Annotated in this window: 26 protein-coding genes; 16 read left to right on the forward strand and 10 right to left on the reverse strand. The window is 62.1% G+C overall.

Annotated elements, in window-relative coordinates:
* Positions 1-121 precede the first annotated feature (121 nt).
* Together FVW59_RS11470 and FVW59_RS11475 are read left to right on the forward strand one after the other, a co-directional pair.
* Complete coding sequence (locus tag FVW59_RS11470) at positions 122-1474, forward strand: cytochrome P450 (RefSeq protein WP_148064459.1); 1353 nt, start codon at positions 122-124, stop codon at positions 1472-1474.
* Between the two features lie 15 nt (positions 1475-1489).
* Positions 1490-1708: a ferredoxin gene (locus FVW59_RS11475; RefSeq protein WP_148064460.1), complete on the forward strand. Its 219-nt coding sequence runs from the start codon at positions 1490-1492 to the stop codon at positions 1706-1708.
* A 106-nt stretch (positions 1709-1814) separates the two neighbouring features.
* Here FVW59_RS11475 and FVW59_RS11480 read toward each other — a convergent pair whose 3' ends face one another.
* The 3 genes from FVW59_RS11480 to FVW59_RS11490 all read right to left on the reverse strand — a co-directional run bounded on the left by FVW59_RS11480 (position 1815) and on the right by FVW59_RS11490 (position 5080).
* Positions 1815-2108 carry a Dabb family protein gene (locus FVW59_RS11480; RefSeq protein ID WP_187275857.1) on the reverse strand — a complete coding sequence of 98 codons (294 nt, stop codon included), beginning with the start codon at positions 2106-2108 and terminating at the stop codon, positions 1815-1817.
* 1 nt (position 2109) lies between these two features.
* The gene (locus tag FVW59_RS11485; protein WP_222711480.1) at positions 2110-3303 is read right to left on the reverse strand and encodes an LLM class flavin-dependent oxidoreductase; all 1194 of its coding nucleotides are present in this window, start codon (positions 3301-3303) and stop codon (positions 2110-2112) included.
* Between the two features lie 94 nt (positions 3304-3397).
* The gene (locus tag FVW59_RS11490) at positions 3398-5080 is read right to left on the reverse strand and encodes an FAD-dependent oxidoreductase (protein WP_148064463.1); all 1683 of its coding nucleotides are present in this window, start codon (positions 5078-5080) and stop codon (positions 3398-3400) included.
* Between the two features lie 87 nt (positions 5081-5167).
* Between FVW59_RS11490 and FVW59_RS11495 the strand changes: the two genes are divergently transcribed.
* Positions 5168-7150 carry a pyrroloquinoline quinone-dependent dehydrogenase gene (locus FVW59_RS11495; RefSeq protein ID WP_187275858.1) on the forward strand — a complete coding sequence of 661 codons (1983 nt, stop codon included), beginning with the start codon at positions 5168-5170 and terminating at the stop codon, positions 7148-7150.
* A 48-nt stretch (positions 7151-7198) separates the two neighbouring features.
* Here FVW59_RS11495 and FVW59_RS11500 read toward each other — a convergent pair whose 3' ends face one another.
* A complete protein-coding gene (locus FVW59_RS11500; RefSeq protein ID WP_187275859.1) occupies positions 7199-7660 on the reverse strand; it encodes a pyridoxamine 5'-phosphate oxidase family protein in 462 nt (153 codons plus the stop codon).
* 158 nt (positions 7661-7818) lie between these two features.
* Here FVW59_RS11500 and FVW59_RS11505 point away from each other — a divergent pair, with 158 nt between their 5' ends.
* The 3 genes from FVW59_RS11505 to FVW59_RS11515 are packed head-to-tail and all read left to right on the forward strand — an operon-like array spanning position 7819 to position 9997.
* Entirely contained in the window at positions 7819-8847 is a 1029-nt protein-coding gene (locus FVW59_RS11505) for a MarR family winged helix-turn-helix transcriptional regulator (protein WP_187275860.1), read from the forward strand.
* An 18-nt stretch (positions 8848-8865) separates the two neighbouring features.
* Complete coding sequence (locus FVW59_RS11510) at positions 8866-9591, forward strand: sterol desaturase family protein (protein ID WP_148064467.1); 726 nt, start codon at positions 8866-8868, stop codon at positions 9589-9591.
* A 31-nt stretch (positions 9592-9622) separates the two neighbouring features.
* Positions 9623-9997, forward strand: a complete 375-nt coding sequence (locus tag FVW59_RS11515) for a carboxymuconolactone decarboxylase family protein (protein WP_148064468.1) — start codon at positions 9623-9625, stop codon at positions 9995-9997.
* 65 nt (positions 9998-10062) lie between these two features.
* Here FVW59_RS11515 and FVW59_RS11520 read toward each other — a convergent pair whose 3' ends face one another.
* Both FVW59_RS11520 and FVW59_RS11525 read right to left on the reverse strand, forming a co-directional pair.
* Positions 10063-10440: a VanZ family protein gene (locus FVW59_RS11520; protein WP_148064469.1), complete on the reverse strand. Its 378-nt coding sequence runs from the start codon at positions 10438-10440 to the stop codon at positions 10063-10065.
* Positions 10440-11195, reverse strand: coding sequence for a Coq4 family protein (locus FVW59_RS11525; protein WP_148064470.1), 756 nt, complete (start codon positions 11193-11195; stop codon positions 10440-10442). Before FVW59_RS11525 ends, FVW59_RS11520 begins: the two co-directional genes overlap by 1 nt.
* Before the next feature lie 188 nt (positions 11196-11383).
* Here FVW59_RS11525 and FVW59_RS11530 point away from each other — a divergent pair, with 188 nt between their 5' ends.
* From FVW59_RS11530 to FVW59_RS11570, 9 genes are all read left to right on the forward strand, one after another.
* A complete protein-coding gene (locus FVW59_RS11530; protein WP_148064471.1) occupies positions 11384-11737 on the forward strand; it encodes a hypothetical protein in 354 nt (117 codons plus the stop codon).
* Positions 11730-12320, forward strand: coding sequence for a hypothetical protein (locus FVW59_RS11535; protein WP_148064472.1), 591 nt, complete (start codon positions 11730-11732; stop codon positions 12318-12320). The genes FVW59_RS11530 and FVW59_RS11535 overlap by 8 nt, the downstream gene beginning before the upstream one ends.
* Before the next feature lie 54 nt (positions 12321-12374).
* Positions 12375-12986, forward strand: a complete 612-nt coding sequence (locus FVW59_RS11540) for a hypothetical protein (RefSeq protein ID WP_148064473.1) — start codon at positions 12375-12377, stop codon at positions 12984-12986.
* Positions 12987-13116: 130 nt separating this feature from the next.
* The gene (locus FVW59_RS11545) at positions 13117-13530 is read left to right on the forward strand and encodes a MerR family transcriptional regulator (protein WP_148064474.1); all 414 of its coding nucleotides are present in this window, start codon (positions 13117-13119) and stop codon (positions 13528-13530) included.
* A 37-nt stretch (positions 13531-13567) separates the two neighbouring features.
* Positions 13568-14737 (forward strand): isovaleryl-CoA dehydrogenase, encoded by a 1170-nt coding sequence (locus tag FVW59_RS11550; protein WP_148064475.1) that lies wholly within the window; start codon positions 13568-13570, stop codon positions 14735-14737.
* A 42-nt stretch (positions 14738-14779) separates the two neighbouring features.
* A complete protein-coding gene (locus FVW59_RS11555; RefSeq protein ID WP_148064476.1) occupies positions 14780-16387 on the forward strand; it encodes a carboxyl transferase domain-containing protein in 1608 nt (535 codons plus the stop codon).
* Between the two features lie 439 nt (positions 16388-16826).
* Positions 16827-17627, forward strand: a complete 801-nt coding sequence (locus tag FVW59_RS11560) for an enoyl-CoA hydratase/isomerase family protein (RefSeq protein ID WP_148064477.1) — start codon at positions 16827-16829, stop codon at positions 17625-17627.
* Positions 17628-17631: 4 nt separating this feature from the next.
* Positions 17632-19629, forward strand: coding sequence for an acetyl-CoA carboxylase biotin carboxylase subunit (locus FVW59_RS11565; RefSeq protein ID WP_148064478.1), 1998 nt, complete (start codon positions 17632-17634; stop codon positions 19627-19629).
* Positions 19626-20531 (forward strand): hydroxymethylglutaryl-CoA lyase, encoded by a 906-nt coding sequence (locus FVW59_RS11570; protein ID WP_148064479.1) that lies wholly within the window; start codon positions 19626-19628, stop codon positions 20529-20531. The genes FVW59_RS11565 and FVW59_RS11570 overlap by 4 nt, the downstream gene beginning before the upstream one ends.
* Positions 20532-20535: 4 nt before the next feature.
* On the opposite strand, the gene FVW59_RS11575 is transcribed toward FVW59_RS11570, so the two are convergent.
* From FVW59_RS11575 to FVW59_RS11585, 4 genes are read right to left on the reverse strand one after another with little or no spacing between them, the layout of a single operon-like run.
* Positions 20536-21885, reverse strand: a complete 1350-nt coding sequence (locus tag FVW59_RS11575) for a DUF1302 family protein (protein ID WP_148064480.1) — start codon at positions 21883-21885, stop codon at positions 20536-20538.
* On the reverse strand, positions 21882-22673 hold the full coding sequence (locus tag FVW59_RS19700; protein ID WP_222711481.1) for an outer membrane lipoprotein-sorting protein: 792 nt from the start codon (positions 22671-22673) through the stop codon (positions 21882-21884). The genes FVW59_RS11575 and FVW59_RS19700 overlap by 4 nt, the downstream gene beginning before the upstream one ends.
* The gene (locus tag FVW59_RS11580; RefSeq protein WP_222711482.1) at positions 22670-25003 is read right to left on the reverse strand and encodes an efflux RND transporter permease subunit; all 2334 of its coding nucleotides are present in this window, start codon (positions 25001-25003) and stop codon (positions 22670-22672) included. Before FVW59_RS11580 ends, FVW59_RS19700 begins: the two co-directional genes overlap by 4 nt.
* 51 nt (positions 25004-25054) lie before the next feature.
* Positions 25055-25486: a MarR family winged helix-turn-helix transcriptional regulator gene (locus FVW59_RS11585; RefSeq protein WP_148064481.1), complete on the reverse strand. Its 432-nt coding sequence runs from the start codon at positions 25484-25486 to the stop codon at positions 25055-25057.
* A gap of 257 nt (positions 25487-25743) precedes the next feature.
* Between FVW59_RS11585 and FVW59_RS11590 the strand changes: the two genes are divergently transcribed.
* The gene (locus tag FVW59_RS11590; protein WP_148064482.1) at positions 25744-26538 is read left to right on the forward strand and encodes an SDR family NAD(P)-dependent oxidoreductase; all 795 of its coding nucleotides are present in this window, start codon (positions 25744-25746) and stop codon (positions 26536-26538) included.
* The last annotated feature ends 10 nt before the right edge of the window (positions 26539-26548 follow it).

A 26548-nucleotide genomic window follows, 5' to 3' on the forward strand; every position in this document is an offset into this window, starting at 1 on the left:
TCCTAACTATTGATACTGCCCGGGCTCACACCAACAGGTGCCTTGTCCGACCGCAAGCCATCCCCTATAATCAATCAAACAATTTCTTCTGCAATGTTTTATTGCCAATTGCGAGGCTGCCATGAGTGCGAACCCGAAACCTATCCCCGTTGTCAGCGGCGCTAAAGCGACGGCGGAAGGCGGACACTTCGAAGAATTCTGTGCCCACCCGGCCTACTTCCTGATGCGGGCCTACAAGGAGTGCGGCGAGCTCGCCGAGTTCGACATGGGCGGCATGCCCACCGTATTGATGGTCGGCCCGGAAGCTCACGAGGCGGTGTTCCGGGTAGATGACGTGAAGGTCAGCGCGCCGGAGGCCTACCAGTTCATGGTGCCCATCTTCGGCAAGGGCGTGCAATATGGCGCACCGATCGACATCGAGCGCCAGCAACTGCGCATGCACTCGCGCGGCCTGGCCAGCGAGAAGATGAACCACTATGCCCCCATCATCGCCAAAGAGGCCGAAGACTGGATCGCCACCTGGGGTGACAGCGGCGAGTTCGACTTTTACGAAGGTTTTGCCGACCTGACCATCAAAACCTCCACCCACTGCCTGCTGGGCGGCGAGTTCCGCTACTCACTGACTGATGAATTCGCCAGCCTTTACCACACCCTGGGCGCGGCCGCCGATGCCGGCGGCCTGCAGGACCCGAACTCCCGCAAGGCCGCCTACGAGGCCCGCGACACCGCCCGTGCGCGACTGGAAGAGCTGATCACCGAACGGGTGGAGAAACGCCGCGCCTCAGGCGAGGTACAGATGGACCTGCTGCAAGTCTACATGGACGCCACCTACGCCGACGGCAGCCATCTCAGCACCTCGGAGATTGCCGGCATGATCGTGTGGTTCATGTTCGCCGGCCACCACACGAGCGCCAATACCGCGGCCTGGACTCTGGTGGAGCTGGCACGCAACCCGGAACTGGCGCAGGATGTGGTGAGGGAAGTGGACGCGCTGATGGACTCCGGCCAGCAGTTCGACATGCGCACCCTGCGGCGGATGTCCAGGCTGGAGGGTTTCATCCGCGAGACTCTGCGCGTGCACCCGCCCCTGAATGCCCTCACCCGTCGCGTAGTGGAGGACTTCGAGTACAAGGATCACCTTATCGAGAAGGGCAAGAACGTCATGCTCTGTCCCTACGTCGCCCACCGCCTGGAGAGCAGCTTCGAAAATGCCGAGGCCTTTATCCCCGACCGCCCCAACCCGGAGAATCCCTTCGCCCTCATTCCCTTCGGCGGCGGCCAGCGCAAGTGTGTGGGCAACGCCTTCGCCATCCTGCAGGTAAAAGTCATCTTCTCAGTGCTGCTGCACAACTACGAGTTCGAACTGGCCGGCCCTTCCGGCGAGTACGCGGAGATCATGCCCTCGCTGATCCTGCGCCCCTCTGACCCCTGCATTCTGCGCTACCGTCGTCGCGCCGACCGCGCGGCGGCCTAACAGCGGAGAACGGACATGGGACGCTACAAGGTAGAAGTCGATCTGCTGCTGTGCCAGGGCCACGGTGTGTGCACCGAGGAATGCCCCAAGGTGTTTGAAGTGGTGGACGTGGAGACGGGCTATCCAAAAGTGCGGGTGAAGGAAGAATTTCCCGACGAAGCCCTGCGCAGCAAAGTGCAGGATGCGGTGGATTACTGCCCTAACCGGACCATTAAAATCGTCGAGCTGGATTAACAGCGGCCTCAGTTGACCAATAAAAAGGCGCTGCAGATCACCTGCAGCGCCTTCTGGTTATACCTGCGCAAAGGTGCGCCGCCCGGCCAGGGCAGCTCGCCGCTCACTAGAACGAGAACTGGCTGGTCGCGTAGGAGGCCATCACCTCACCGCATACCGGGAAGATGACTTCGGCGTGAGCGGCGTGGGTGGAATAGGTGAGAAAGTCCTCCCGGCTGGCGAACTCCGCCACTACCGCCAGACCCGCATTGCCCTCCAGCAGTTCAAGATCCAGGCCCACCCGGAATGCCTTTACCTCGGGAATCAGGCCCGGCAGTTGCTGGAAGGCTTCCAGCACTGCCTGCTTGCGCTCGCTGTCGGTACCGTCTTTGAAATAGATCAGGGTTATATGCTGAATCATCTCAACCTGCCTTCTGCTTTTTTGCCTCGATTTCATCTTCGTGCTGCTTGAACGCTTTCTCGATCCCGCCCATATATTCCGCCATAAAGCGATCCGCGTTGGATGACGCCCACTCCAGAGACGGGGTGCGGTTGTCGTTGCAGTGCTGGAAGTGCGGCATGACGTAGCGGGCAATCAGCTCGTAGGACTTTTTCGTCGCTTCGTAGTTGGCGGCGTTGTGAGCCAGCGACAGGAAGGAACCGAAACCACCGGACTGGTGTTGCAGCTTCTGAATATGCTCAACCAGGTCGTCCGGGGTACCTACCAGGCCGACACCGAAGGCACCGAGGCCACCGGTTGTCCACACTTCAATCGCTTCATCCAGGTCCTTCACCTGCGGGAACAGGGAGCCACCGAACTTGTGGAAGTAGTTGAACATGTCCATCAGGCCGTATTCCAGATCCTGCCTGGCCTGCTCGCGAGTTTCCGCGATATGGATAGGAGCCACCACCCGCCAGGTGCGGCGATCCACCGTTTGCTGGTATTCCTCGGCCTTGCTTTCACAGATGGCCCAGCTGTCCGCCAGCGCCTCAAAGCCCTTGGGACTGGAAGCAGCCACCGACAGCATGCCGGCACCGTACTGCCCCGCCAGGCGCGCGCCTGACGGCGAGATAGCAGAAGCCACCACGACTTCCAGATCCTCCTGGTAAGGCAGGATGTGCATGCGCGCCTCGTTCAGGGTGAACCAGTCGGTTTTGGCGGTGACGGTCTCGCCGCGCAGCAGCTTGACCAGTACGTCCAGCGACTCCCCCATACGCTCGCGCAAGGACTGCGGGTCGACTCCCATCATATAGGCATCCGCCACCAGCTGGCCGGGACCAACACCGAACATGATGCGCCCGCGAGTCTGGTGGTCAAGCTGTGCAATGCGGTCCGCCAGTATCAAGGGCTGGTGGTAGGACAGCGAACTGACCCCGGTGCCCATGCGGATATGCCTGGTGCGTTCGGCGGCGGTAGCAATGAACAATTCCGGCGAGGCAATGCACTCATAGGCACCTGAATGATGCTCGCCAATCCAGGCCTCGTCGAAATCCATGGTATCCAGCCATTGAACCAGATCGAGATCGCGCTCGATGGCAAAGGTGGGGCTGGTGCGGTCATTGTGAAAGGGGGCAAAGAAAGCCCCAAAGCGCAAACGTCGTGGCTGATAGGTCACTGGATTCTCCCTGTACATAAAACATTTTTTACTTAATGTTTTTGCCAACTATAGACCCAATACATTGCGTTAGCAAGGGAATTTGGCCTTACAATTACGGCGTACTGGCGCCGTCCGCGATGTGATTTGCCGCGATAAAACCGAAGGTCATCGCCGGCCCCAGGGTTGCGCCTGCGCCAGGGTAATAGCGCCCCATGACAGACGCGGCGCTATTGCCAATGGCGTACAGGCCGCCCAAAGCTTCTCCATCGGCATTCAGCACCTGCGCACTGGCATCTGTCAGCAGGCCGCCCTTGGTACCGATATCCCCCGGGTACACCTCGATGCCGTAGAACGGCGCCTCCCCCAGTGCCGCCAGACAGGGGTTGGGGCCCAGCCTCACATCCCCGTAGAGCAGGTCGTAACTGTCTTCGCCGCGATGAAACTCCTCGTCCACCCCGCTGCCGGCGTAGCCGTTAAAGCGCTGCACGGTCGCCTCCAGGCAGGCTCCATCAATGCCCAGTTGCTGCGCCAGTGCGGCGATGCTGTCGGCTTTGGCCAGCAAGTCGCGACGCACACCCGCGCTCTGCAGGAAATCCAGGTGCATCGCGCCCGGCAGCAGCGGGCCGAAGGGGTACTCGCGCCGGTAGCGGCTGTCGAAGATGGCGTAGCAGGGCAGGTTATCCGGCTTGTACATCGCCTGTACGGCCGTGGTGTAAGCCACCGATTCATTGACAAAGCGCCGGCCGGCACGGTTGACCAGAATGCAGCCGGGCATGGAGCGCTCGGTGAACAGCATGCGCGCCCGGTCTTCTCCTTCGACGCGAATGGTCGGGCCCCACCACGCCTCATCCATGAGATGGGTAGCCGCCCCGATGGCAGTGGCTGCCTCTAGCAAATCACCGGTATTGGTCGGCGAGGCCGCTGACCACTCGGCCCGCGTTGGCCCGGGCAAATAGCGCTCGCGCATGGCCTGGGAGTGCTCGAAGCCGCCGGCACCGATGATGACGCCATGTCGGGCGTGAATACGGCGTTGCCCTTGGGGCCCGTCCACAACCACGCCGCACACTCTGTCCTGCTCCACCAGCAATTCACGCACAGGCGCATTTAGCTCCAACCCTATGCCACGCTCATCCAGCGAGTGCCGCAGGCGTCCGACCAGGGCATTGCCCATCACCAGCCGGCGAGAGCGTCGCCCCTGTAGCCGGCCCGGAATGTCCAGTGCGTACTCCACTGCCAGCTTCAGCACCACCTTCCACCAGCCCGGCGCCTTGCTGAGCAGCACCGCGCCCTCCTGGTTGGTATAGCCCATCAGCCCCATGACCCGGGTCTGGATGTGGGGCAGGCCCATGGCGTGGAAAGCCTCACCGAGTTCGCGGGCGTGATAGGGCAAGGGATCGATAGAACGGCCGCCCGGGCGCGATCCCGCCAGGTTCTGGTAGTAGTCGGCGTAGTGCACCATGGATTCGAAGGCCACATGGGTCTGCTCTTCCAGATAGCGCAGCATCTGCGGCGCTTCTTTCACATAGGCTTCTACCAGGGTGGGATCGACATCGCCCCCGGTCAGGGCCTGCAAATAGGTTAGGGCATCCTCATCGCTGTCGTCGATACCCGCCGCCAGCATCAAGTGATTATTCGGAATCCACAGGCCGCCACCGGAACTGGCCGAAGTACCGCCGTAGCGGGGCGCCTTCTCCAGCACCACCACCGACTGGCCGCGATCCCGCGCCCGGCAGGCGGCCGTCAGCGCTCCGGCGCCACTGCCAATCACCAAAACGTCGTATTTCGCGTCCCACATCTGCCCTGCTCTCCTTATCTTTTTACGGCGGACATGCTAGCATACAAAACATTTCTTAAAGTATGTTATTTCAATAAGAAGCCAGCCATGAAAAAAAGCGATTTTCCTGCAGTGATAGCGTGCTGCGGAGCACTCACCCTCGCCGCCTGCGACTCAGCCTCCACTGATCACAGCGGGCCTGTCGCCTCCTGGCCAGCGATCGGCGGCAGCGCCGCCGGCCAGCGCTTCAGCCCTCTCCAGCAGATTACCGCGGACAATGTCGATCAACTGGAAGTCGCCTGGGTCTACCATACCGGCGACGTCTCGGCGGGAACGGACACCCACGGCGCGACCGCATTCCAGGCCACGCCACTGGTGGTGCAGGACAGCATGTATTTCTGCACACCCTATAACCGGATTGTGTCGCTGGACCCGGAAACCGGCACGGAGCGCTGGACCTACGACCCGGAGGTGGACCTCACCGGGGTGTATACGCCGTCCTGCCGCGGGGTCGCCTACTGGCAGGACTCGCAGAAAGCATCGAGCTGCAGCCAGCGAATCCTGTCCGGCACCCTGGACGCGCGGCTACTGGCCGTAGATGCCACCACCGGTAAACCCTGCGCCGATTTTGGCAACGGTGGCAGTGTCGATCTGACCGCCAACCTGGGCGACCTGCGACTCGCGGAGTACTACGTCACGTCTGCACCGCTGGTGGTTGGCGACCTGGTCATTACCGGCGCCTTCGTCAAGGACGGTCAGCGCGTGGATGCCCCGCCCGGCGTTATTCGCGCCTTTGATGTGCGCAGCGGCGAGTTGGTGTGGGCCTTCGACCCGGTGCCTCCCGGCATGAAGCCAGTCAGCGCGGAGCAAGCCAATGCCGGTATGGATTTCACCCGCTCCACCCCCAATAGTTGGGGCAACCTGTCCGCCGATACCGAGCGCGGCATCATCTATGTACCGACGGGCGGCTCCCAGCCGGACCACTACGGCGGCCCCGAGCGCGGCGATATGGATTACTACGGCACCTCAGTCGTGGCGCTGGACGCCGGCAACGGCCAGCCTCTGTGGCATTTCCAGGCGGTACATCACGATATCTGGGACTGGGATGTGGCCGCGCAGCCGGTGCTGTTCGAACAGCACGGCACAACCCCCGGGGTGATTGCCGCAACCAAGATGGGCAATATCTTCCTGCTCAACCGCGAAACCGGCGCCCCACTGTTCCCGGTGGAGGAGCGCCCGGTACCCCGGTCCACGGTCCCCGGCGAGCGCACCTCACCGACCCAGCCCCACCCCACCCTGCCGCGGCCGGTGCATCCTCAGGCGCTCACCGAAGATGATATCTGGGGCCTCTACCCCGGCGACCGCGACGCCTGCCTGGCCCAGTTCCGTGAATTCGACTATCGCGGTCTTTTCACCCCGCCCGGGCTGGAAAAGCCGGCCCTGCTGTGGCCCGGTCTCGGCGGCGGTGTGAACTGGGGCTCCGTGTCGGTGAACCCCCGCGAGAACATCATGGTCGTAAACTCCATGCGTGTCCCCTATACCGCACGATTGATTCCAAGAGAGCAGGCCGACAGCCTGGACGGCAACGACCTGGTGGGCGCCAACGCCCAGGAGGGCACGCCCTATGTCGTGGTACGCGGCGGCTTTCTGTCTCCCAACAATACGCCCTGCACTGCGCCGCCGTGGGGCGTTCTGACCGCCATCGATCTCGACAGCGGCGAAACCCTGTGGGAAAAGCCGCTCGGTAACCTGGAGGAACTGTCGCCGCTGGGCCTGGGGCGCTTCCTGGAATGGGGTACACCCAATACCGGCGGCAGCTTGCAGACCGCCAGTGGCTTGATTTTTATTGGTGCAACTCTGGACAGCTACCTGCGCGCCTACGACCTGCAAAGTGGCGATGTACTGTGGAAGAGCAAACTGCCGGCGCCGGCCCAGGCAACGCCAATGACCTATCGCCTGCGCAAGAACGGCAAGCAGTACCTGGCCGTTGCCGCCGGGGGGCACGGCCCCCTGGCCTATGGGGCGAAGGGGCCGGAGAAACTCGGCGAGCTACTGGGCGACGCCCTGGTGGTATATAGCCTGCCAAACTGAATACAGTCGCAGCGCAAGCAAACCGGCGGCACGGGCCGCCGGCGAAACTCAGGAACCGATATGATCGAGCTTGCCGCCGTAAAGTAGCGGCGTCGACACCTGCTCAAGAACCAGAGTCACGATCACCCGCTCTGCATCGGGTTCGTCCAGGTCAAAGTCCCGCCCCATGTTCTTGCGGAAAATTTTCTGGTTCAGGGCGCCTTCCGGGTCATCCTCCAGCACGGCACGCCCGCGCAATTCGATATAGCGAGTGGGCGCGACCGGGTCCATCACACAGACGGTCAGCCGGGCATCCGCCTGCATATTGCGATACTTCACACGGCTTTTCAGGGTGCTGAAACGGAAGGTTTCCCCATCCCAGTCAAAGCCGACCGGGTTGGTGGATATCAGCTGGTCTTTGGCGCGAATCGTGCTGACATAGGCGAATACCGCAGTTTCAAGAATGTGCCGATGGCTCTCTGGTACGGTGGGGGCACTGGACATCAATAGCTTCTCCTGTTGTTTTATCATTCTGGCCATCCAGCTCGCGCTTGCGGCTGGCATTCAGGTTGCTACAGCATAGCCTCACAAGGCGCGCCGGGGCAGCCCCAAATCGCAGGCACCGGTATTTAGTCAATTTTACTTGACCTTTCGTCAATTTATATTTACTTTTTTGCCCCATGACTTCAATGAATCCACTGGTCGACAGCGCCGACCCAACCTGGCACCGCTACCGCGACAACTTCCCGCGGCAGGCGATGGGCATTACGCGCTACCTGGAAGGCCAGATAATGGAGCGCCTGACCGGCGAGTACGGCTTTAACCGCCTGCGCCTCTACTACGAACCTTACATTTCCCTGGTGCCGCCAGAGGGAACGCGCCTGACTGACCTTGCCGAGGCGCTGGGCATCTCGCGACAGGCGGCCAACCAGACAGCCAACCAGATTGAAGCCGCTGGCTATATCAAACGCGCGCCGGACCCGGACGATGGCCGCGCCAAGCGCATCGTGCTCACCGAACAGGGTATCGACCTGCGCCGCCACGGCGTGACTGTCGCTGAGCGACTGGAACGCGAAGTGGGCAAGTTGATAGGGCCGCGTCTGCTCAAGCAGAGCGTCATTGCCCTGGTCGACTTCTGCGGCCAACACAATCTGCTGCCGCCGGACTTCAACCAGCTGCAGCAGAGCCGCGCTGCAATGGTAGGCCTGCTGCCACGCTTCAGTGACTATCTCACCCAGCGCCTGATGGAGCTGACCCAGCGCCGCGGCCACGGCGGCCTCAAGCTGTCCTTCGGCCAGGTGCTGTCACTGATCGGCCCGGAAGGGGGACGCATCCTGCAGATCGCCGCCCTGCAAAACGTCAGCAAACAGGCCATCAGCGCCATCGCCGGTGAGTTGGAGGAGCAGGGTTACATCTACCGGGAACAGGATCCCGCCGATGCGCGCCAGGTTCTGCTGCGCTTCACCGGCCTCGGCCGCAAACTGATCGAAGACTCGGTTATCGGCATCGACGAGCTGGAAGCCGAGATTCGCGCCAGCATCGGCCCCGACGCCCTGGACAGCCTGCGCACATCATTGAAAAAGCTGTATCACGCGCTGCAGCTTGAAGTTTCAGTGTTCAGCCGGGAAGCCCCGGATATCAGCCAGCTGGCCCGTGACCTGCGGGAAAAACTCGGCCCCCACGCGCGCCGGGAACTGGCGGAATTACTGCTGAAATAGCCCGCGGAGATCGAAGCTATGAGCGACTGGTTTTCAACACTGGCGAGCCACTATCACTGGCAGGCGGCGCTGGCCGTGCTGGCCGGCGTTGTGCTGATTACCAAGGTCGGGCAATGGCTCGCTTTCAGGGTACCGGCGCTACAGCGCATGCGCGAGGTCAACCGGGACGAGGACAGCAAGAAGAAGGCCCTGCCCAAGTACCCGCCGGTGATGAAGGCCAGTCGCAACATCGGCGCCTTCACCAACCTGGCTTTCTTCGTGCTGATTCTGCCGTTCTGTGTCACCTTTACCGCAGAGAGCATCGGCTGGATAGTGCTGGACGCGGTGATCATCCTGATGGTCTACGATTTCTTCTACTACCTCTGCCACCGCTTCTGGTTCCACGGCAAGGGCTGGATGCGCCGGATTCACGCCGTGCATCACCAGGCGCGCAAGCCCACGCACATCGATGCCTACTACGTGCATCCTGTTGAGACCTTTGTCGGCATCGCCCTCTTTCTCGGCTCCCTCGCCCTGCTGGCCGCGGTACTGGGGCCATTTCATGTCGCCACGGTCATCGCCACCTACGTGATCTTCACCCAGCTCAACATCATCAATCACACCTTTGTAGATCTGCCCTACTTCCCCTTCCGCGGCCTGTCGTGGATCACCGCCAAGCACCATGTGCACCACGAGAACATGCACCGGGGCAACTACGCCACTATCACGCTGCTGTACGACAAGCTGTTCGGCACCCTGGACTAACAACCATAAACTGCCTGGAGAACGCCACACAATGAGCGAAAAAAGCCGCCGCGAAATCGGCCTGGAAACGATCACTGACGTATACGCCGGAGATGTCATCACCCCGCCCGAGGGCTATGCCTTCAGCGATGTCATGCTGGAGCAACTGTTCGCCGAAATCTGGACCCGCGACACCCTGGCCATGCGCGACAAGCGTATTCTCCTGCTGGGTATCATCGCGGAAAAGGGCGAACCCACCACCTTCAAGATCCAGTTGAAAGCCTCCCTCAAGCGCGGCGAAATGAATGCGGACGAAGCCCGTGAACTACTGCTTTTCATCGCCCAGTACGCCGGCTACCCCAGGGCAGCGGCGCTGATTGGCCCGGTGGAGGAAGCCATCGCCGAAGCGAACCAGGCGGCAGAGTAGCCGCTCTCCCGGGCCTCATCCTGAAACAGCGCTGGCGAACACCCTGTCGCATATCGCCTGCCCGGCTAGCTGCCGCTACGCGCCGGCAGCACCCGCTGCCGAAACAGCCACCACCAGGTCACACCCGCCAGTGCGACGCCGGCCAGATTGGCGGCGATATCGCCCAGGCTGAACTGGCGCGCCGTGACCAGCGCCCCCTGCAGGCATTCCAGCGCAATCGCGGCAACAATCGTCCAGATCCAGTAACGCTTTTCGCAGGCGCCGGGAAACACCGCAAAACAACCACTGAAAGCCAACCCGAACAGCGCCAGCAGATGGCCGACCTTGTCCGAACCGTGCTCCATGTCCACCGGGAGCTGGGGCATGAACATGGCTACCAGGACCGCCGACCAGCACAACAGGTAAACCAGCCAGGCAAGGGACCGCAGGGGTGCCGGCAACATCAGCGGGACAATACCGCGGCAGAACCGGAGCCCGCCGCGTCGCTGGCGTCGAGTACAGCCCGTGCGGCAAGATATCGCCGGGGCGGCGCCAGCCCCCAGTCCGAGCGCAGAGACTCCAGCGAGCTCCCCAGGCAGTCTTCCAGCGGCAGTGACGGCAGCCACTGGCAACCGCGGGCCAGTTCAGCGCCCTCGGCCACGCAGGCGTCCACATCCACCTGCGGCGCCTGGCGACGAAACTGGCGACGCCCCATGAAAACGATGAAATCGATGCCGCGATTGCGCGTCTGTCCGGTCATGAATGACAGCAGGCACAGCTCGCCCAGTTCATCCCTGCCGTAGCCGGTGAGTACGTGCTGCAGGTCGTGGATATCCCGGAGACGCGACCCCAGCCACTGTTCCTCAGCCGGCAGGTTGCGCCGCCGGGGGGCCTCATCACTGGCTGCGACCAGGCCATCCGCACTGAGTTGCTGGCTCTCCACAAACTGCAGGTAAGCCTGGCCCAGGCTGCCGGGGGGCAGCGAGCGCAGGTAGTCCCGGTCAGAGAGCTGGGTAATGATATCGGTACGCCGGGCCAGCAGCGCACGGCCGGAATCGCTCTGGCGCATGCGCGCCACCGCGCGCTGCAGACTGTCGCCCTTGAGGGCTTCAATAATCCGGAACACCTCCCCGGTTGCGTCCGGGTTGGCGATCAGGCGACGCACGGCGGCCAGCGCCACCAGCGGCTGTACGCGATTGTTCCACCAGTTTGCAATCATGACGATGAGTTCAGCATTGTGCAGACCGGCACAAGCCTAGCATGCGCTGTTTCTCCCGTGCAGGGGAAATATCGCCCGCAAACTGATCCGGGTGGCAGCTAACGGACGTAAGCTGAAACCAGTATGCTTGCTGTTTCTGTTTGCCAGCCACCCTTCTCACACACAACCTCTTGCGGAGCCCTGACGATATGACACGCACCCTCACCGTCCTGCTACTGTGCACAATGCTTGGCGCCTGCGCCCAGTACGAAAACCGCCGCGGCGTGGAAGTCACCTGGGACCCGGCCAATCTCGGCTCACTGACCCCCGGCACCACCACCCGCAGCGACATACTTAAACGCCTGGGCCCGCCCTCCCAGCTCATTGCCCTGGAAGATGAAACGGTTCTCTACTACCTGTTTGAGCAGGCGAAGGGCGAGGGCCTGATCCTCATCGCCTACAACCGCTTTGAGGTGAATACCCGCTACGACCGCGCCGTGTTTATCTTCGACCAGCAGGACAAACTGGTCGACTATTCAACCTTTGTAAACGGCGATGAATAACCTGCCGCGCTTTGTCCTGTTGCTGTGGCTGCTTACAGCCGCGGGTTGCAGCCAGTGGCACTACCAAATGGGTGAACCGCTAGACGAGACAGCAGCACCCCGCCAGGGCCACACCATGAGCCAGGTGCTGGCCGCCCTCGGCCCGCCACTGCGCCTGTCCGCCACGCCCAGTGGCTACGTCATGGGCTGGGAGTACTGGCGCATCCGCGAGAACAGCCTGGGCTTCAGCCTCGGCGCCCTGGGGGCCGATTTTCTCTCGGTAGACTGGGGTGATGCCCGCATAGCCGGCCAGTTCATGCTGGTGAGCTTCAACCGCGAGCACCGCGTGTCCGGAGCCGCCTATATGACCTGGGACGGAGACGGCAGCAGCGGCTCGGCCATCCAGCCCCTGTTCGGATTTGCCGAGGTGGTGGAGGTGGGTGATTTGCTGACGCCCCTGCCCCAGCACGACTGGGGCGCCAACCTGCTGGATCGCCTGCCAGCTGTACTGAACAGCGAATCGCGCCCGGACATGGGCAACTCCGGCATCCAGCAGCGCGGCACACCGGCCGGCATTGGCCAGCAGTCACTGGAATTGCAGTAGGGAGCGGCACTCCGGGGCTGGTGCAGGGTGCCGGCCCTCCCTATACTTCGGCGGATGAAAACAATACTGCCCATGGCGGCCCTGGCCGCTCTTCTCTGTACCGCCTGCGACGGCGGCCAATCCCCCCCCGACAACCCGGCAGCCAGCGCCCGCTGTGGCGGCGACAACCTGCTGGGCAACCCGGACTTCGCCGCCAATGCCAGCGGTGCAGCGCCCCCCTGGAGGTCGTCGCAACACGCGGGGGAGCAATCCTTCGAGCTGACCTACAAGGACGGCACTGCCTCCATCGTCAAGGTCGCCAGCCAGCCCTGGTTTCGCCTGGTCCAGGCGCTGCCGGCACGGGAACTGAGGGGCAACCTGCTGCGCTACAGTGCCGAGCTGAAGCTAGACCTGACCGAAGAGGGGGTGACCCACGGCTTCAAAATCGGCGGTGGACTGGTTGTCACCCTGCGCGGCGATCCGGACCCGGTGATGGGCGGCGACCGCCTGCTGCTCAGCGAGCAGTTCGAGCATGAGCCACATCTGGGCACCACCGATTGGGTGTCGGTGTCCACCACCTTCGAAGTCCCCGCCAACGCCACCCGGCTACAAGTGGGGTTCGCCCAGTACGCCAACGGAGCGATGCAAATTCGCCAGCCCGCCGTCCATCGCTGCCAGGCAGACTGAGGCACCCCGCCCGATAAACGGCGCCGCCATCTGGGCGGCCCTCTCCCGGTGTCAAAAAATCTCAAGTTTACGTTTACGTCAACGTAATTCGAGGCTATAGTTTCCAGAATCATTGCCAGCAGGCCGCCCCATGCCGGACAGAACCTACAGTATTTCCGACCTCGCCAGCGAATTCGGTGTCACCACCCGCACCATTCGCTTTTACGAGGAAAAGGGCCTGGTTCACCCCCGCCGCGAGGGCCAGAAGCGCCTCTACTCCGCCGCCGACCGGGTGCGCATCAAGCTGATTCTGCGCGGCAAACGCATCGGTATGAGCCTGCAGGAAAGCGTGGAGGTCATCGACCTCTACGACCCGGAGCACAACAACGAGGAACAGCTACACTCCCTTATCAGTACGGTGAGGGAGAAGCGCGAGCGCCTGTTACAGCAGAAGAAAGATATCGACGACATGCTGGCCGGGCTCGACGAAGTGCAGAGCCTCTGCGAGCAGGCGCTGCAGGACAAACCCGCATCACCCACCACCAGAAACAGGCAGCGGCGTTGAGCGCCCCGCCCACCGATCACTGCATCAGGACACGCCCATGAATACCGGATACCCCACCCTGAACTTTGGCCTCGGCGAAGAACTGGACATGCTGCGCGACGCGGTCTACCAGATGTGCCAGAAGGAAATCGCCCCGCGCGCCGCGCAGATCGACCGCGACAACGAATTCCCCAACGACCTGTGGCGCAAATTCGGCGACATGGGCCTGCTGGGCATTACCGTGGAAGAGGAGTACGGCGGTTCCAACCTGGGTTACCTGGCCCACGCCATCGTGATGGAAGAGATCAGTCGCGCCTCGGCCTCGGTGGGCCTGTCCTACGGCGCCATGTCCAATCTCTGCCTGAACCAGATTCGCAAGAACGGCAACGCGGCACAGAAAGCCAAATACCTGCCAAAACTGTGCAGCGGCGAGCACGTCGGTGCGCTTGCCATGAGCGAACCCAACGCCGGCTCCGATGTGGTGAGCATGAAGCTGAGCGCCCGCAAAGAGGGCGACACCTACTACCTGAACGGCGCCAAAATGTGGATTACCAACGGGCCCGACGCCGATGTCTACGTCATCTACGCCAAGACCAATCCGGAGGCCGGCTCCAAAGGTATCACCGCCTTCCTGGTGGAGCGCGACTTCCCCGGTTTCTCCCGCTCCCCCAAGCTCGACAAACTCGGCATGCGCGGCTCCAACACCTGTGAGCTGGTATTCGAAGACACCCCGGTACCGGCGGAAAACATCCTGCGCGGCGAGGGCGAGGGCGTGAAAGTCCTGATGTCCGGCCTGGACTACGAGCGCACCGTGCTGTCCGGCGGACCGGTGGGCATCATGCAGGCCTGCCTGGATGAGGTGGTGCCCTACCTGCACGACCGCAAGCAGTTTGGCCAGAGCATCGGCGAATTCCAGCTGATGCAGGGCAAACTGGCGGATATGTACGCCGACCTCAGCGCCAGCCGCGCCTATCTCTACGCGGTCGCGGGCGCCTGTGACCGGGGCGAAGAGAGCCGCAAGGACTGCGCCGCGGTCATTCTCTACACCGCGGAAAAAGCCACCCAGATGGCTCTGCAGGCCATCCAGACCCTGGGCGGTTTTGGCTATACCAACGAGGCCAATACCGGCCGCCTGCTGCGCGACGCCAAGCTCTATGAGATCGGCGCCGGCACCTCGGAGATCCGCCGTATGCTGATCGGCCGAGAACTGTTCAACGAAACCCGCTAAGCGCACCCGCGCCCGCTTGTCGACATAGCCAGGGACCCGACCATGACCGTGCTGAAAACCCGCATCAACCCCCGCGACGAGGCCTTCCTCAACAACCGCGAGCACATGCAGGCCCAGGTGGATGACCTCAGGGCGAAAGTCGCCGAGGTTCACCAGGGCGGCGGCGCCAAGGCCCGCGAGCGCCATACCAGCCGCGGCAAACTACTGCCACGGGAGCGCCTCAACGCCCTCCTCGACCCCGGCGCGCCCTTCCTGGAGCTGAGCCAACTGGCCGCATGGGAGGTCTACGACAGCCCCGTGCCCGGCGCCGGTATCATCACCGGTATCGGCCGGGTGGCCGGGCAGGAGTGCATGATCTTCGTCAACGACGCCACGGTGAAGGGCGGCACCTACTACCCGCTCACCGTGAAGAAGCAGGGCCGCGCCCAGACCATCGCCCAGGAGAATCACCTGCCCTGCCTCTACCTGGTGGACTCCGGCGGGGCCTTCCTGCCCCTGCAGGACGAAGTCTTCCCCGACCGCGAACACTTCGGACACGCCTTCTACAACCAGGCGCGCATGTCCGCCATGGGCATTCCGCAGATCGCCGCCGTGCTCGGCTCCTGCACTGCCGGCGGTGCCTACGTGCCGGCGATGGCGGACGAGAGCATCATCGTCAAAAACCAGGGCACCATCTTCCTCGGCGGGCCGCCGCTGGTGAAAGCCGCCACCGGGGAAGTGGTGTCAGCCGAAGAGCTGGGTGGCGCCGACGTCCACTGCCGCACCTCCGGCGTCACCGACCACTACGCCAACAACGACCACCACGCCCTGCAGTTGATGCGCAATGCGGTCGGCCGCCTCAACCGGGTCAAGCCGGTGAGCATGGATATTCGCGAGCCGGTCGAGCCGGCCTACCCGGTCGAAGATATCTACGGTGTCATCCCCGCCGACAGCAAACAGCCCTTCGATGTGCGCGAAGTCATCGCCCGCGTGGTGGATGGATCCGAGTTTGACGAGTTCAAGGCCCTCTACGGCGAGACGCTGGTCTGCGGCTTCGCCCGCATTCACGGCTACCCGGTGGGCATCGTCGCGAACAACGGCATTTTGTTCGGTGAATCCGCGGTCAAGGGCGCGCACTTCGTCGAACTGTGCGCCCAGCGCAAAACCCCGCTGGTGTTCCTGCAGAACATCACCGGCTTCATGGTCGGCAAGCAGTACGAGGCCGGCGGTATCGCCCGCCACGGCGCCAAGATGGTCCACGCCGTGGCCTGCGCCGACGTACCCAAGTTTACGGTAATCATTGGCGGTTCCTTCGGCGCGGGCAACTACGCCATGTGCGGCCGCGCCTACGACCCGCGCTTCCTGTTTATGTGGCCCAACGCGCGTATTTCCGTGATGGGCGGAGAACAGGCGGCCGGTGTGCTGGCCACGGTGAAGCAGGACCAACTGGCGCGGGAGGGTGTGGAGATGAGCGCGGAAGAGATCGCGGCCCTGAAGAAGCCGGTGCTGGAGCAGTACGAGCGCCAGGGGCACCCCTACTACGCGTCGGCGCGGTTGTGGGACGACGGGGTGATCGACCCGGCGGATACGCGCATGGTACTGGGGCTGGCGATCTCCGCATCGCTGAATGCGCCGGTGCCGGAATCGAAGTTTGGCGTGTTCAGGATGTGATGGTTGTGGACTTCAGTTGGGCATGGACTGTGCCGGTCAGGCACCGCGAAGCTGGAGGGCCTTTGTCGGACACGCTACAAGCACGTCCATGTGAGCTCGGCAATGGCCATCCATGGCCATTGACGGTCCGCCAAAGGCCCTCCAGCTCCCCGGCGCCGCTCAGTGCCAACGCGATATTTGGCAGTTCCTTTCAATCAGTCATTGGCAACTGTGATGCCATAGAGTTGTCGCGCAGGCAGTGCAGGGTCCAGAAAGCTGCGAGCGAAGTGCCGAAGCATGATGGCATCCGCTGGCCGGGAGGGTCCGCAGCGACCGTCAGCGGCCATGGACGGCCGCTGTCGAGCGCACATGGATGTGCTCGTAGCGTGTCGCGGAGGACCCTCGCGGACTGCGGATGCCAACTCCGCAGGTCATTCAGAGCTTACCCGGTAGGTTGAAAATGGATAAACAGACAGTCTCTACAACAGCCAACAACGAGGGCGTCGCCACCGTCACCCTCAATCGCCCCGACAAGCACAACGCCTTCGACGACACCATCATCGCCGAACTGCGCGAGGCTTTCGACAACCTCGCCGAACGCGACGACGTGCGCGTTGTGGTGCTCGCCTCCGAGGGCAAGAACTTTTCCGCCGGCGCCGACCTGGCCTGGATGAAGCGCATGGCCGGCTACGACTACGGCCACAACATGAAAGACGCCGAGGCCCTGGCCGGCATGCTCAAGGCCCTGTTCGACCTGCCCCAGCCCACCATTGCCCGGGTACAGGGCGCCGCTTTCGGCGGTGCCGTGGGACTGGTCAGTTGCTGCGATATGGCGGTGGGCAGCGAGCGGGCCAGTTTCTCCCTGTCCGAAGTAAAGATCGGCCTGGTGCCCGCCACCATCAGCCCCTACGTCATCCGCGCCATCGGCGAGCGGGCAGCGCGGCGCTACTTCGTGACCGGCGAGCGCTTCGGCGCCGCAGCGGCGCTGCAGGCAGGGCTGCTCAATGAGGTGGTGCCCGAAGCGGAACTCGACGGCGCCGTTGCGTCACTGGTCGAGAGCATACTCGGCAACGGGCCGCAGGCGGTGCGCGCGGCCAAGGATCTAATCAACAGCGTTGCCGGCAAGGAGATCGACGGCGACCTGATCGAGGATACCTGCGCGCGTATCGCCCATATCCGGGTATCAAAGGAAGGCCAGGAAGGGCTCGGTGCCTTTCTCGACAAACGGCGCCCCGACTGGCTCACAGGTGAGGAAGCATAGAACCATGTTCACAAAGCTACTGATTGCCAACCGCGGCGAAATCGCCTGCCGCGTGATCAAGACCGCCCGCCGCCTGGGTATCGCGACCGTCGCTGTGTACTCCGACGCGGATCGCAATGCCCTCCACGTGGAACTGGCTGACGAGGCGATGCACATCGGCCCGGCGCCGGCGCGGGAGTCCTACCTGCGCGCGGAACAGGTGATTCAGGCGGCCATCGAAACCGGCGCGGACGCCATCCACCCGGGCTACGGCTTCCTGTCGGAGAACGCCGACTTTGCCCGCGCCTGCCAGGCCGCGGGGATTGTTTTTGTCGGCCCGCCAGCAAGCGCCATTGACGCCATGGGCTCCAAGTCTGCCGCCAAGCAGATCATGGAGCAGGCCGGCGTACCGCTGGTGCCCGGCTACCACGGCGATGACCAAAGTCCGGACGTCCTGAAAAAGGCCGCCGACGACATGGAGTACCCCGTCCTGCTGAAAGCCACCGCCGGCGGCGGCGGCAAGGGCATGCGCCAGGTGTGGAGCGCGAAAGAGTTTGACGAGGCGCTGGCCGCGGCACAGCGGGAATCCGCTGCCGCCTTCGGCGATGATCGCATGCTGGTGGAAAAATACCTGACCAGGCCGCGCCACGTGGAGGTGCAGGTGTTCTGCGACAACCACGGCAATGGCGTTTATCTCGCAGAGCGCGACTGCTCGGTGCAGCGCCGCCACCAGAAAGTCATCGAGGAGGCTCCCGCCCCCGGCATGACAACCGGCCTGCGCCAGCAGATGGGTGATACCGCGGTGCAGGCAGCCAGGGCCATCAATTATTCCGGTGCGGGCACAGTGGAATTTTTGCTGGACGAGGACGGCAGCTTCTACTTCATGGAAATGAATACCCGCCTGCAGGTGGAACATCCGGTTACCGAAATGATCACCGGCCAGGATCTGGTGGAGTGGCAGTTGCGAGTCGCCAGCGGTGAACAGCTGCCCCTGGCCCAACAGGACATTCCGCTCAAAGGTCACGCCTTCGAAGCCCGCATCTACGCCGAAGACGCCGCCAACGACTTCCTCCCGGCCACCGGTACCCTGGCCTTCCTGCAACCACCGGAAGAGTCGGCCTTTGTGCGGGTGGACACCGGTGTGCGCCAGGGCGATGAGATCAGCGTCTACTACGACCCCATGATCGCCAAACTCATTGTCTGGGACGAATCCCGGGAGCGAGCCCTGCAACGGCTGGCGGGCGCACTTGCGGAATACCGCATAGGCGGCACCGTGACCAACGTGGATTTCCTCTACAACCTCGCCACCAGCCAGCCCTTCCGCGCGGCGGAACTCGATACCGGCTTCATCGAGCGCCACCGGGAGCTGATCTTCCACGAGCGGGAGCAGGATGTAGAGAGCGAACTGCCGCTGGCGGCCCTGGCCCTGCTGCTGTATCGCCAGCAGCAGGGGCGCCCCCGCTCCTGCCTTGACCCGTGGACGCCCTGGGCTTCCCACAACGCCTGGCGGCTGAATGAGGCCCATACCCAGCACCTCAGCATCGCCTGCCACGGCCGCGAATTCAGCGTCAGTAGCGATTGGCTGGGCGGGGCCTGGCGCATCAGTGCCAACGGCCGGGATACGTTGATAAAAGGCCATTTGGAAGGTGATGCACTCAGCTTCGAGGTGGAAGGCCACCGCCAACGCGCCACCCTCGCGGCCACCGACGACGGGTTTGTGCTGTACCTCGCCAGCGGCGCCATCAGTTTCAACGAAATCCTTCCCGATACCGGAGAAACCGACAGCAGCAGCGCCGGCGGCGGCCTCACCGCGCCGATGAACGGTACCGTAGTCAACCTTCTGGTCAAGGCCGGCAGCCGCGTCGAAGCCGGCCAGGCCCTGCTGGTGATGGAAGCGATGAAGATGGAGCACACTATCCGTGCGCCCGCCGCTGGTACTGTAGAGGGTTTCTACTTCCAGCCCGGGGAGCTGGTGGACGGCGGTGCCGAACTGGTGAATTTTGAGCCGGAGGACAGCCCGTGAATCTGCCAGACAAAGTGACCCTGGTGGAGGTCGGCCCCCGCGACGGCCTGCAGAACGAAGCCGCCACCATCGCCCTGCCGGACAAGCTGCGACTGATTCACGACCTGGCCGGCGCCGGCCACCGGGTGATCGAGGCGGGCAGCTTCGTCAATCCCAAGTGGATTCCGCAGATGGCGGACAGCGAAGCGGTTTTCGCCGGCCTGAGCCGCGCACCCGGCGTGCGCTACACCGCCCTGACCCCGAACCTGCAGGGCTTTGAACGCGCCCTGGCAGCAGGGGCCGATGAAGTCGCCGTCTTCGGTGCCGCCTCGGAAAGCTTCTCGCAGAAGAACATCAACTGCTCAGTGGCGGAGAGCCTCGAGCGCTTCACCCCTGTGATGCAGGCAGCGGCCCGGGAGAACATCCCGGTGCGAGGCTACGTCTCCTGCGTACTGGGCTGCCCCTACGAAGGAGAGATCGCCCCCGACAAGGTGCGCGAGGTCAGCACCGCCCTGCTGGATATGGGCTGCTACGAAGTCTCTCTCGGCGACACCATCGGCAGCGGCAGCGCCGGCAGCACCGCGCGCCTGCTGGAGCACCTGCTCTCCACCCTGCCGGTAAACCGGCTCGCTGTACACTTCCACGACACCTACGGCCAGGCCCTGGCGAATATCCTGGTAGCGCTGCAGCACGGCATCGCCACCATCGACGCCTCCGTCGCCGGCCTCGGCGGCTGCCCCTACGCCAAAGGAGCCAGCGGCAATGTGGCGACAGAGGATGTGGTTTACCTGCTGGATGGGTTGGGGATCGAAAGCGGCATCGACCTTGCCGCACTGGTTGCCGCTGGCGAGCGCATCTCCCGCGTGCTCGGGCGGGAGCCGGTTTCCCGTTGTGCGCGGGCGTTGCTCAGCAAAGGGTCCTAGGCGGTCAGAGATCTATACTTACACCAAAGCTGATACCATCCCGGCCGTCGAACTGACCGAATAGGCCCAGGTCATCACTATAAAATGCGTCCAGTCCGGCGCTGAAAATAATATGGCTGCGCCAGCGGTAATCGACGGACAGACGCAGCAGGCCATCGCTGTCGTTGAGGGACTGGAACCACTGGCCGCCGAGCGTCACCGTCTGGTTGAGATATACACGTTCGACCAGCAGCGACGTTGTAGACTGTGTTGCGCTGACGGTCATGCCCGGGTCGTGATCAAGAATGCGCGAGACGAATACCTGGGCGCTGATGAAGGTGTCACTGAAACCGTTATAGTCCAGCCCCAGCACACTCTCTACGGCGGCTGATGACAGAATGCCCTGATTGTCAGTGGTGGCATTCCGGGTGATGAAGTAGCGTTCGCTGTGGGCGGCCAGCTCCCCGCGCAGGGTCAGGTCACCGTAGACGGTGGATAACGTGCCGCCGAGCAGGTGCGAGCGCTCGTAGGCCGGCGCTATCACAAATACCTCACCGCTGGGAGTCTGGTAAGGGGCCGGCCGGTCCAGGTAGTGGTAGAAGTAGTTCAGGCTCAGGTCCCAGCCCCCGATAAAGCCGTTGATACGCGCGCCGGCATCACTGTCGCCGAAAAACTGGCGGGGCTTGTCCGCCGGGGATACGCGGACCGGACCAGGTGCGGCGGGATAGGGAACGAACAGCGGCGACGTCGGCGCAAAGCGGGCCTTGTCCTGCAGAGATGGCACCTGGTCGTAGGTAGTGTCGGGAATCCACAGGAACTGCGCCATCCACTGGCCGACCGGGACTTCCAGGTTGAGCATCCATGTGGGGATGCGGCGGTCTTCACTGTCCTCCAGAATAAATTCGCGCAGGTTCATCGGATTGACGACGTCCAGCACGCGGAAGCCGTCGGCCTGCCCCCAGACCACCTGTTGCTTGCCGGCCCTGACGAACACATCGTTGAGATAGCCGTCGACAAAGAGCTCACGCAGTTCGAACTCCGAGTAGTCATTAAAGAACAGGCGGCGCGACAGTTTGCTGCGAACGGCACTGTCATCGGGCTCGCCGGGTTCAATCAGGTCACGGGTTTCCGACGACACCGCTGCCCGGGCAAACCATTTCCACCCGGCTCCCGCCTCGGCGGCGAACTCACCATCCAGGCGGTTGGAAAACTTCACCAGATGGCTACCGCCATCGGCGGCACTTTCCTGCGCCAGATTTGCTTCGCCGGTGTAGGTAAAACGCGCTTCCATACCCTGGGGCGCGCTGCAAAGCAGTGCCGTGCCCAGCCCCAGCAGACGGATGACGAGCCGCGCACCGGGACGGTTCCACTTCACCGCAAACCCCTGCGCAGATAGGGCTGGGTGAAGACCTGGTCGTCAATTTCCACGCTGTAGTCGATATTGTCCTGCTGCAGACGGGTCCGATGCTGTGTTTTGTGATTGACCACCTGCAAATCGACACTGGTCCAGACGCCGTCAATCTCCTGTACCTCGTCAATGCTGATGGTTTTCAGGTGATTGCCTGCGATATCCCAGAATTCGACATGCCGCGCCATCCAGATGGCGGGGTCGATACAGTAGTGCACTTTGCTATAGCCCAGTTCCTCGGCAATCCGGTCGCTGACCGGTATCGCCTCCACCAGCAATCCGGGCCGCTCAAGGCAGGTCGTTTCTTCCAGCAAGGTGAAGCGGTAATCGGAAATCTCCACCTTGTTTTCCTTCTTGATTTCCTCGTAGCTCAGGTCGGTGCCGAGGAAACTGTCACCGCGGTTCGAAGACGAGATGCGCCTGATTTTTCGCAGTGCTGGCAGGTATAGCCATTGGTCATCATCTGCCGTGGGTGCGCTGTAGTCGAAGGTGAGAAAGCCGGTTCCACGGACATTGGTCGGCTCGGTGTAGAACATCACCGTGCGCTTGTCGGCGCCGAAGTACTTGCGGTAGGCGATGGTTTTCTCAACCCGCGTTACCCCGCGCCGGTCAGTGGTGGATATCGTGAAATCGCGGCGGACCTGCTCGCCGTCGGGGCGGGCGTTGACCTTTTGCATGATGTCATGGCCCGCGTCGTCCGCCGCGCTGGCGGCTATCGGAAGTAGAGCCAGGAACAGTAAGTACACAGGTTTCATTCGACACCTCCTGAGAGAAAGCGGGGTTTGATAAGCAATGCGAGGGCCGGCAACAGCAGTAGTGCGGAGAAAAACGCGCTGGCCACCGCCACGGCTACCAGGCTGCCGAACTTGATCAGCGGCGGCACATCCGAGGTGATGAGTACGCTAAAGCCCAGGGAAATAGCGAGGAAGTTGAACAACTGGGCGCGGCCGGTTGTGGGAAACAGTGGCCGCAGCCGCTCCTCCCAGCTGCCGCTGCGTTCCGCCAGCAGGGTACGAATGCTGTGAGTAGTGTGCACAGCGAAGTCGACCCCGAGGCCGATGGCGATCGAGGCAAACATGGAGGTGCCCACTCCCAGCCATACCCCGGCAAAGCCCATCACGGCATAAACCAGCAGGATGGAGAGCGCCACCGGCACCACCACGATGGCACCGGCAATACCCGAGCGGAACAGCAGGGCACTCATCACGATTACCGCGGCAATGCAGACCAGCACGCTCATCAGGTTGGTATTCACGATGGGGTTGATCCAGTGGTAGCTGACGTTGATATCGCCAGTCACCGTTGCCTTCAGGTCAGTGCCGGCATAGCTTTCGTCGAGCCATTGCTGAACCAGCGGAACAAGCACCTTGTTGTTACTGTACTTGTTCTCGTCGACACTGGCGCGTATCAGCGCAAAGCGGCGTTCACTGTCGATTTCATCCTCGAACTCGGTCGGGTCACCAGATGCCGAGTACAGCAGGAAGAGTTGGGCAACCAGTTGCGGGTCATCGGGAATGGTGTAGTAGGCCGCCTGATCCTCATTGACCGCTTTGTGCATCTGCTTGATGTAATCGACGATCGACACCGTGCCGCCGACATGGGGCAGGCCCTCCAGATAGCGCTGGGTCTGCTCAATCTTCCGTAGCGCCTGCGGCTGGTACAGGCCTTCCGGGTCGGGGGACTCAACCATAATGTCCAGGTGATAGGTGCCGTCGGTCAGGGCATTGATGGTCTTGTCAGCGTGATAGATGGGCTCTGAGGATTTGAAGTTGGCAATGCGCTCCTCGTTGGCCTCGACCAGAAAGGCGCCCCACCCCGCAACGCCGGCCAGCACAAGCCCGAGTGCGGCTACCGTGTAGGGCCGACGCAATACCCAGTCGCCCAACCTTGCCAGCAAACGACTACTGACGCTCAACGATGCTGCTTTACCGCTCTGGTGACTGAAGGCGCGGCTGGCTTTGGGTTTCAGCAGGCTCAGTAATGCCGGCAAGGTCGTCATCGAGTAGAGCCAGGCCAGGAACACGGCCAGTGCGCCAAACAGACCGAAGTAAAAGACCGGCGGCATGGTCGTGGTAGCTGACAGCGCGCTGAAGCCGGCGATGGTGGTAAAGGTCGTCAGCGTGACCGGCTGCCACATTTTGACCATCGCGCGGAGGGTAACCACCTGGGCCGGGGCCCCCGGATCTAGGGCGATTTCCTCGTAGTACTGACTGAAAATATGCACGGAATCAGCGACCGCAATGCCAATCATGCAAACGATCAGGCCGTTGGTGATGGTGTAGAAATTCACGCCGAAGGCCGCCATTGCGCCAATCGTGCTCCCCGCGGTGAGGATGACAATCAGGTTGGGAATCAACATGCCGCGCAGGGTGCGCAAGGCCACAAACAGCACCACGGTGATGATCACCGCCGCCAGTGGATTCAGGCGTTTGGCATCGTTATCGATGTAGGACTGTAAATAGCCAGCCACCGCGCCTTCACCGGCAACATGCAGTGAATCGCCGGCACCGAGGGGGGCGTCCTGCAGTGCGTCAACCACGGCTTCGTAGGTATCGGCCGCCCTGTCCTCGTCCAGCAGTTCCGCTACAACCAGCGTTGTTTTGCCTTCACGGCCGACGAGGTTGCCCTGGTACAGCGGGAAGTTATCAATGGCGTTTCGCATCCACTCGCTGCGTGCCGCTGTGGAGGGCGCTGTTGCAAAGAAGTCCTCCACCTCCATGCCGTACTCGGTACCGACAATGTTCGCTTCCGTGGCAAGAGAGGTGACCTGATCCGGGTCGATGTTGTCCACCTGCTGCAGGCGGCGGGTAATCCAGTCCACCAGCGCCAGCGATTGCGGATTGAAGATGCCGCCGGGCGCTTCGTTAACCACCGCCACGACGATCGGGTCATTGATATTGAACAGGGCCTCCACCCGGTCGCGATCCAGCAACGCGGGATCCTGCGGGTCAATGAAGGCGTCTGAGCGGGTATTTTTGCTCAGCTTGGGCGCCTGGCTGGCGATGGCCAGAAAACAGAGCAGGGACAGGATCAGAATGGGCCACCGCCACCGGATGACGGCGCCGAAGAATTGGCTCGCTGACATAGTATTCTCCCGACAAGTGTATATACACATTAATGATCAAAAAAAAAGCGGCTAGCCAAAAGCCGCTTCCAGAAACCAGTCTTTGAACTGCTGCCAGCGCGTGGCATCAACGCGGGCCTCAAAGCGCTGCTGCGCAGCTTTCCAGATGGGCAGCGCGCGCTCCAGCAGGGCCACGCCCTCCGCCGTAAGCTGCATGCTGCGCTCCCGGCGAAAACCCTCTGGCCCAACCGTGATCCAGCCGTTGCGCGCCATCAGGTCCAGCGTCCTCACCAGCGAAGTGCGCTCCATGGCAAGCCGCTCTGCCATCTGGCTGATCGAGTGTGGCTGAAAGCCCTGGATTACCGCCAGAACAGTGAACTGGGTGATTTTCAGGCCGAGCGGCTTGAGTGCCTCGTCGTAGTCCCGGGTCAACCTGCGCGCCAGCGCACGCGCCCGATAGCAGGCGCAGTTGTCGTAAACATCCTGGAGTTTGGTGTTGTCCATGGGTGGCACTCTAGCAATGTGTATATACACATGTAAAGCTCTATTCTCAACATCCTGAACTGGCACCAGAAAACGGAGGCCAACCCCAGCGGCACGAGCGCCACAGGGAACCGGCAAGTATCAAACCGGACCGTACGAAGACTCTCCAGCAATAAAGCCAATATTCGTTAAGTTTATGTCTTTCTCATCTCCAGGGATGAACAACAAAGTATCAAAGTGATCAGACTGGCCGACTACGGACTGGTTGGGATATCACTGTGAAGATAAGTCTGGACAACAAGGCGGCCCTGGTCACCGGGTCAACACGAGGTATAGGCTTTGCGGTAGCAAAGAATCTGGCATCTGCGGGAGCCAGTGTTTATATCAATGGAAGAAGCGGCGAAAGCGTCAGAAAAGCCATTGCGCAACTGGCGGCATCCACCCGGAAAAGCAGCTTCATTCCCTTGCCGGCGGACATTACTACCGATGCGGGATTAGCGAGCATCAAACAAACAGTACCGCACCTGGACATTATTGTTAGCAACGCAGCGGTTTTTGACTGGACAGATTTTTATGACACTACCAATGAACACTGGCTGGAGCATTACAAGGCCAATGTTCTTCCCGCAGTCAATCTCGCCAGGCACTACATGCCGGGGATGTTTGACAAAAACTGGGGGAGAGTTGTTCTTGTCGCATCTGAAGCCGGCTTCAATATACCAGCCGACATGATCCACTACGGCGTGGCCAAAGCAGCCGAAATCGCTTTGGCGAGAGGCCTGGCTGAACTTACCCGGGGAACGGGTGTTACTGTCAACAGCGTACTACCGGGGCCTACCGCTTCCAGCGGTTCAGATGAATTTCTCGCGCAATACGCTATAGACAATGACATCCCCGCTGCTGAAGCAGAAGTTCATCTGCTTCAACGCATCCGGCCAACATCGCTGCTAAACCGGCTAGCCAGCAATGAAGAAGTTGCCAATATGATCACCTATGCCTGTTCCGAGCAGGCCTCAGCGACCAATGGCGCAGCCCTCAGGGTTGAAGGGGGTATTCTCAGACACCCCGGGTGATCCGGCCCGT

This window comes from Parahaliea aestuarii (genome assembly GCF_008064635.1).
Taxonomy (GTDB): Bacteria; Pseudomonadota; Gammaproteobacteria; order Pseudomonadales; family Halieaceae; genus Parahaliea; species Parahaliea aestuarii.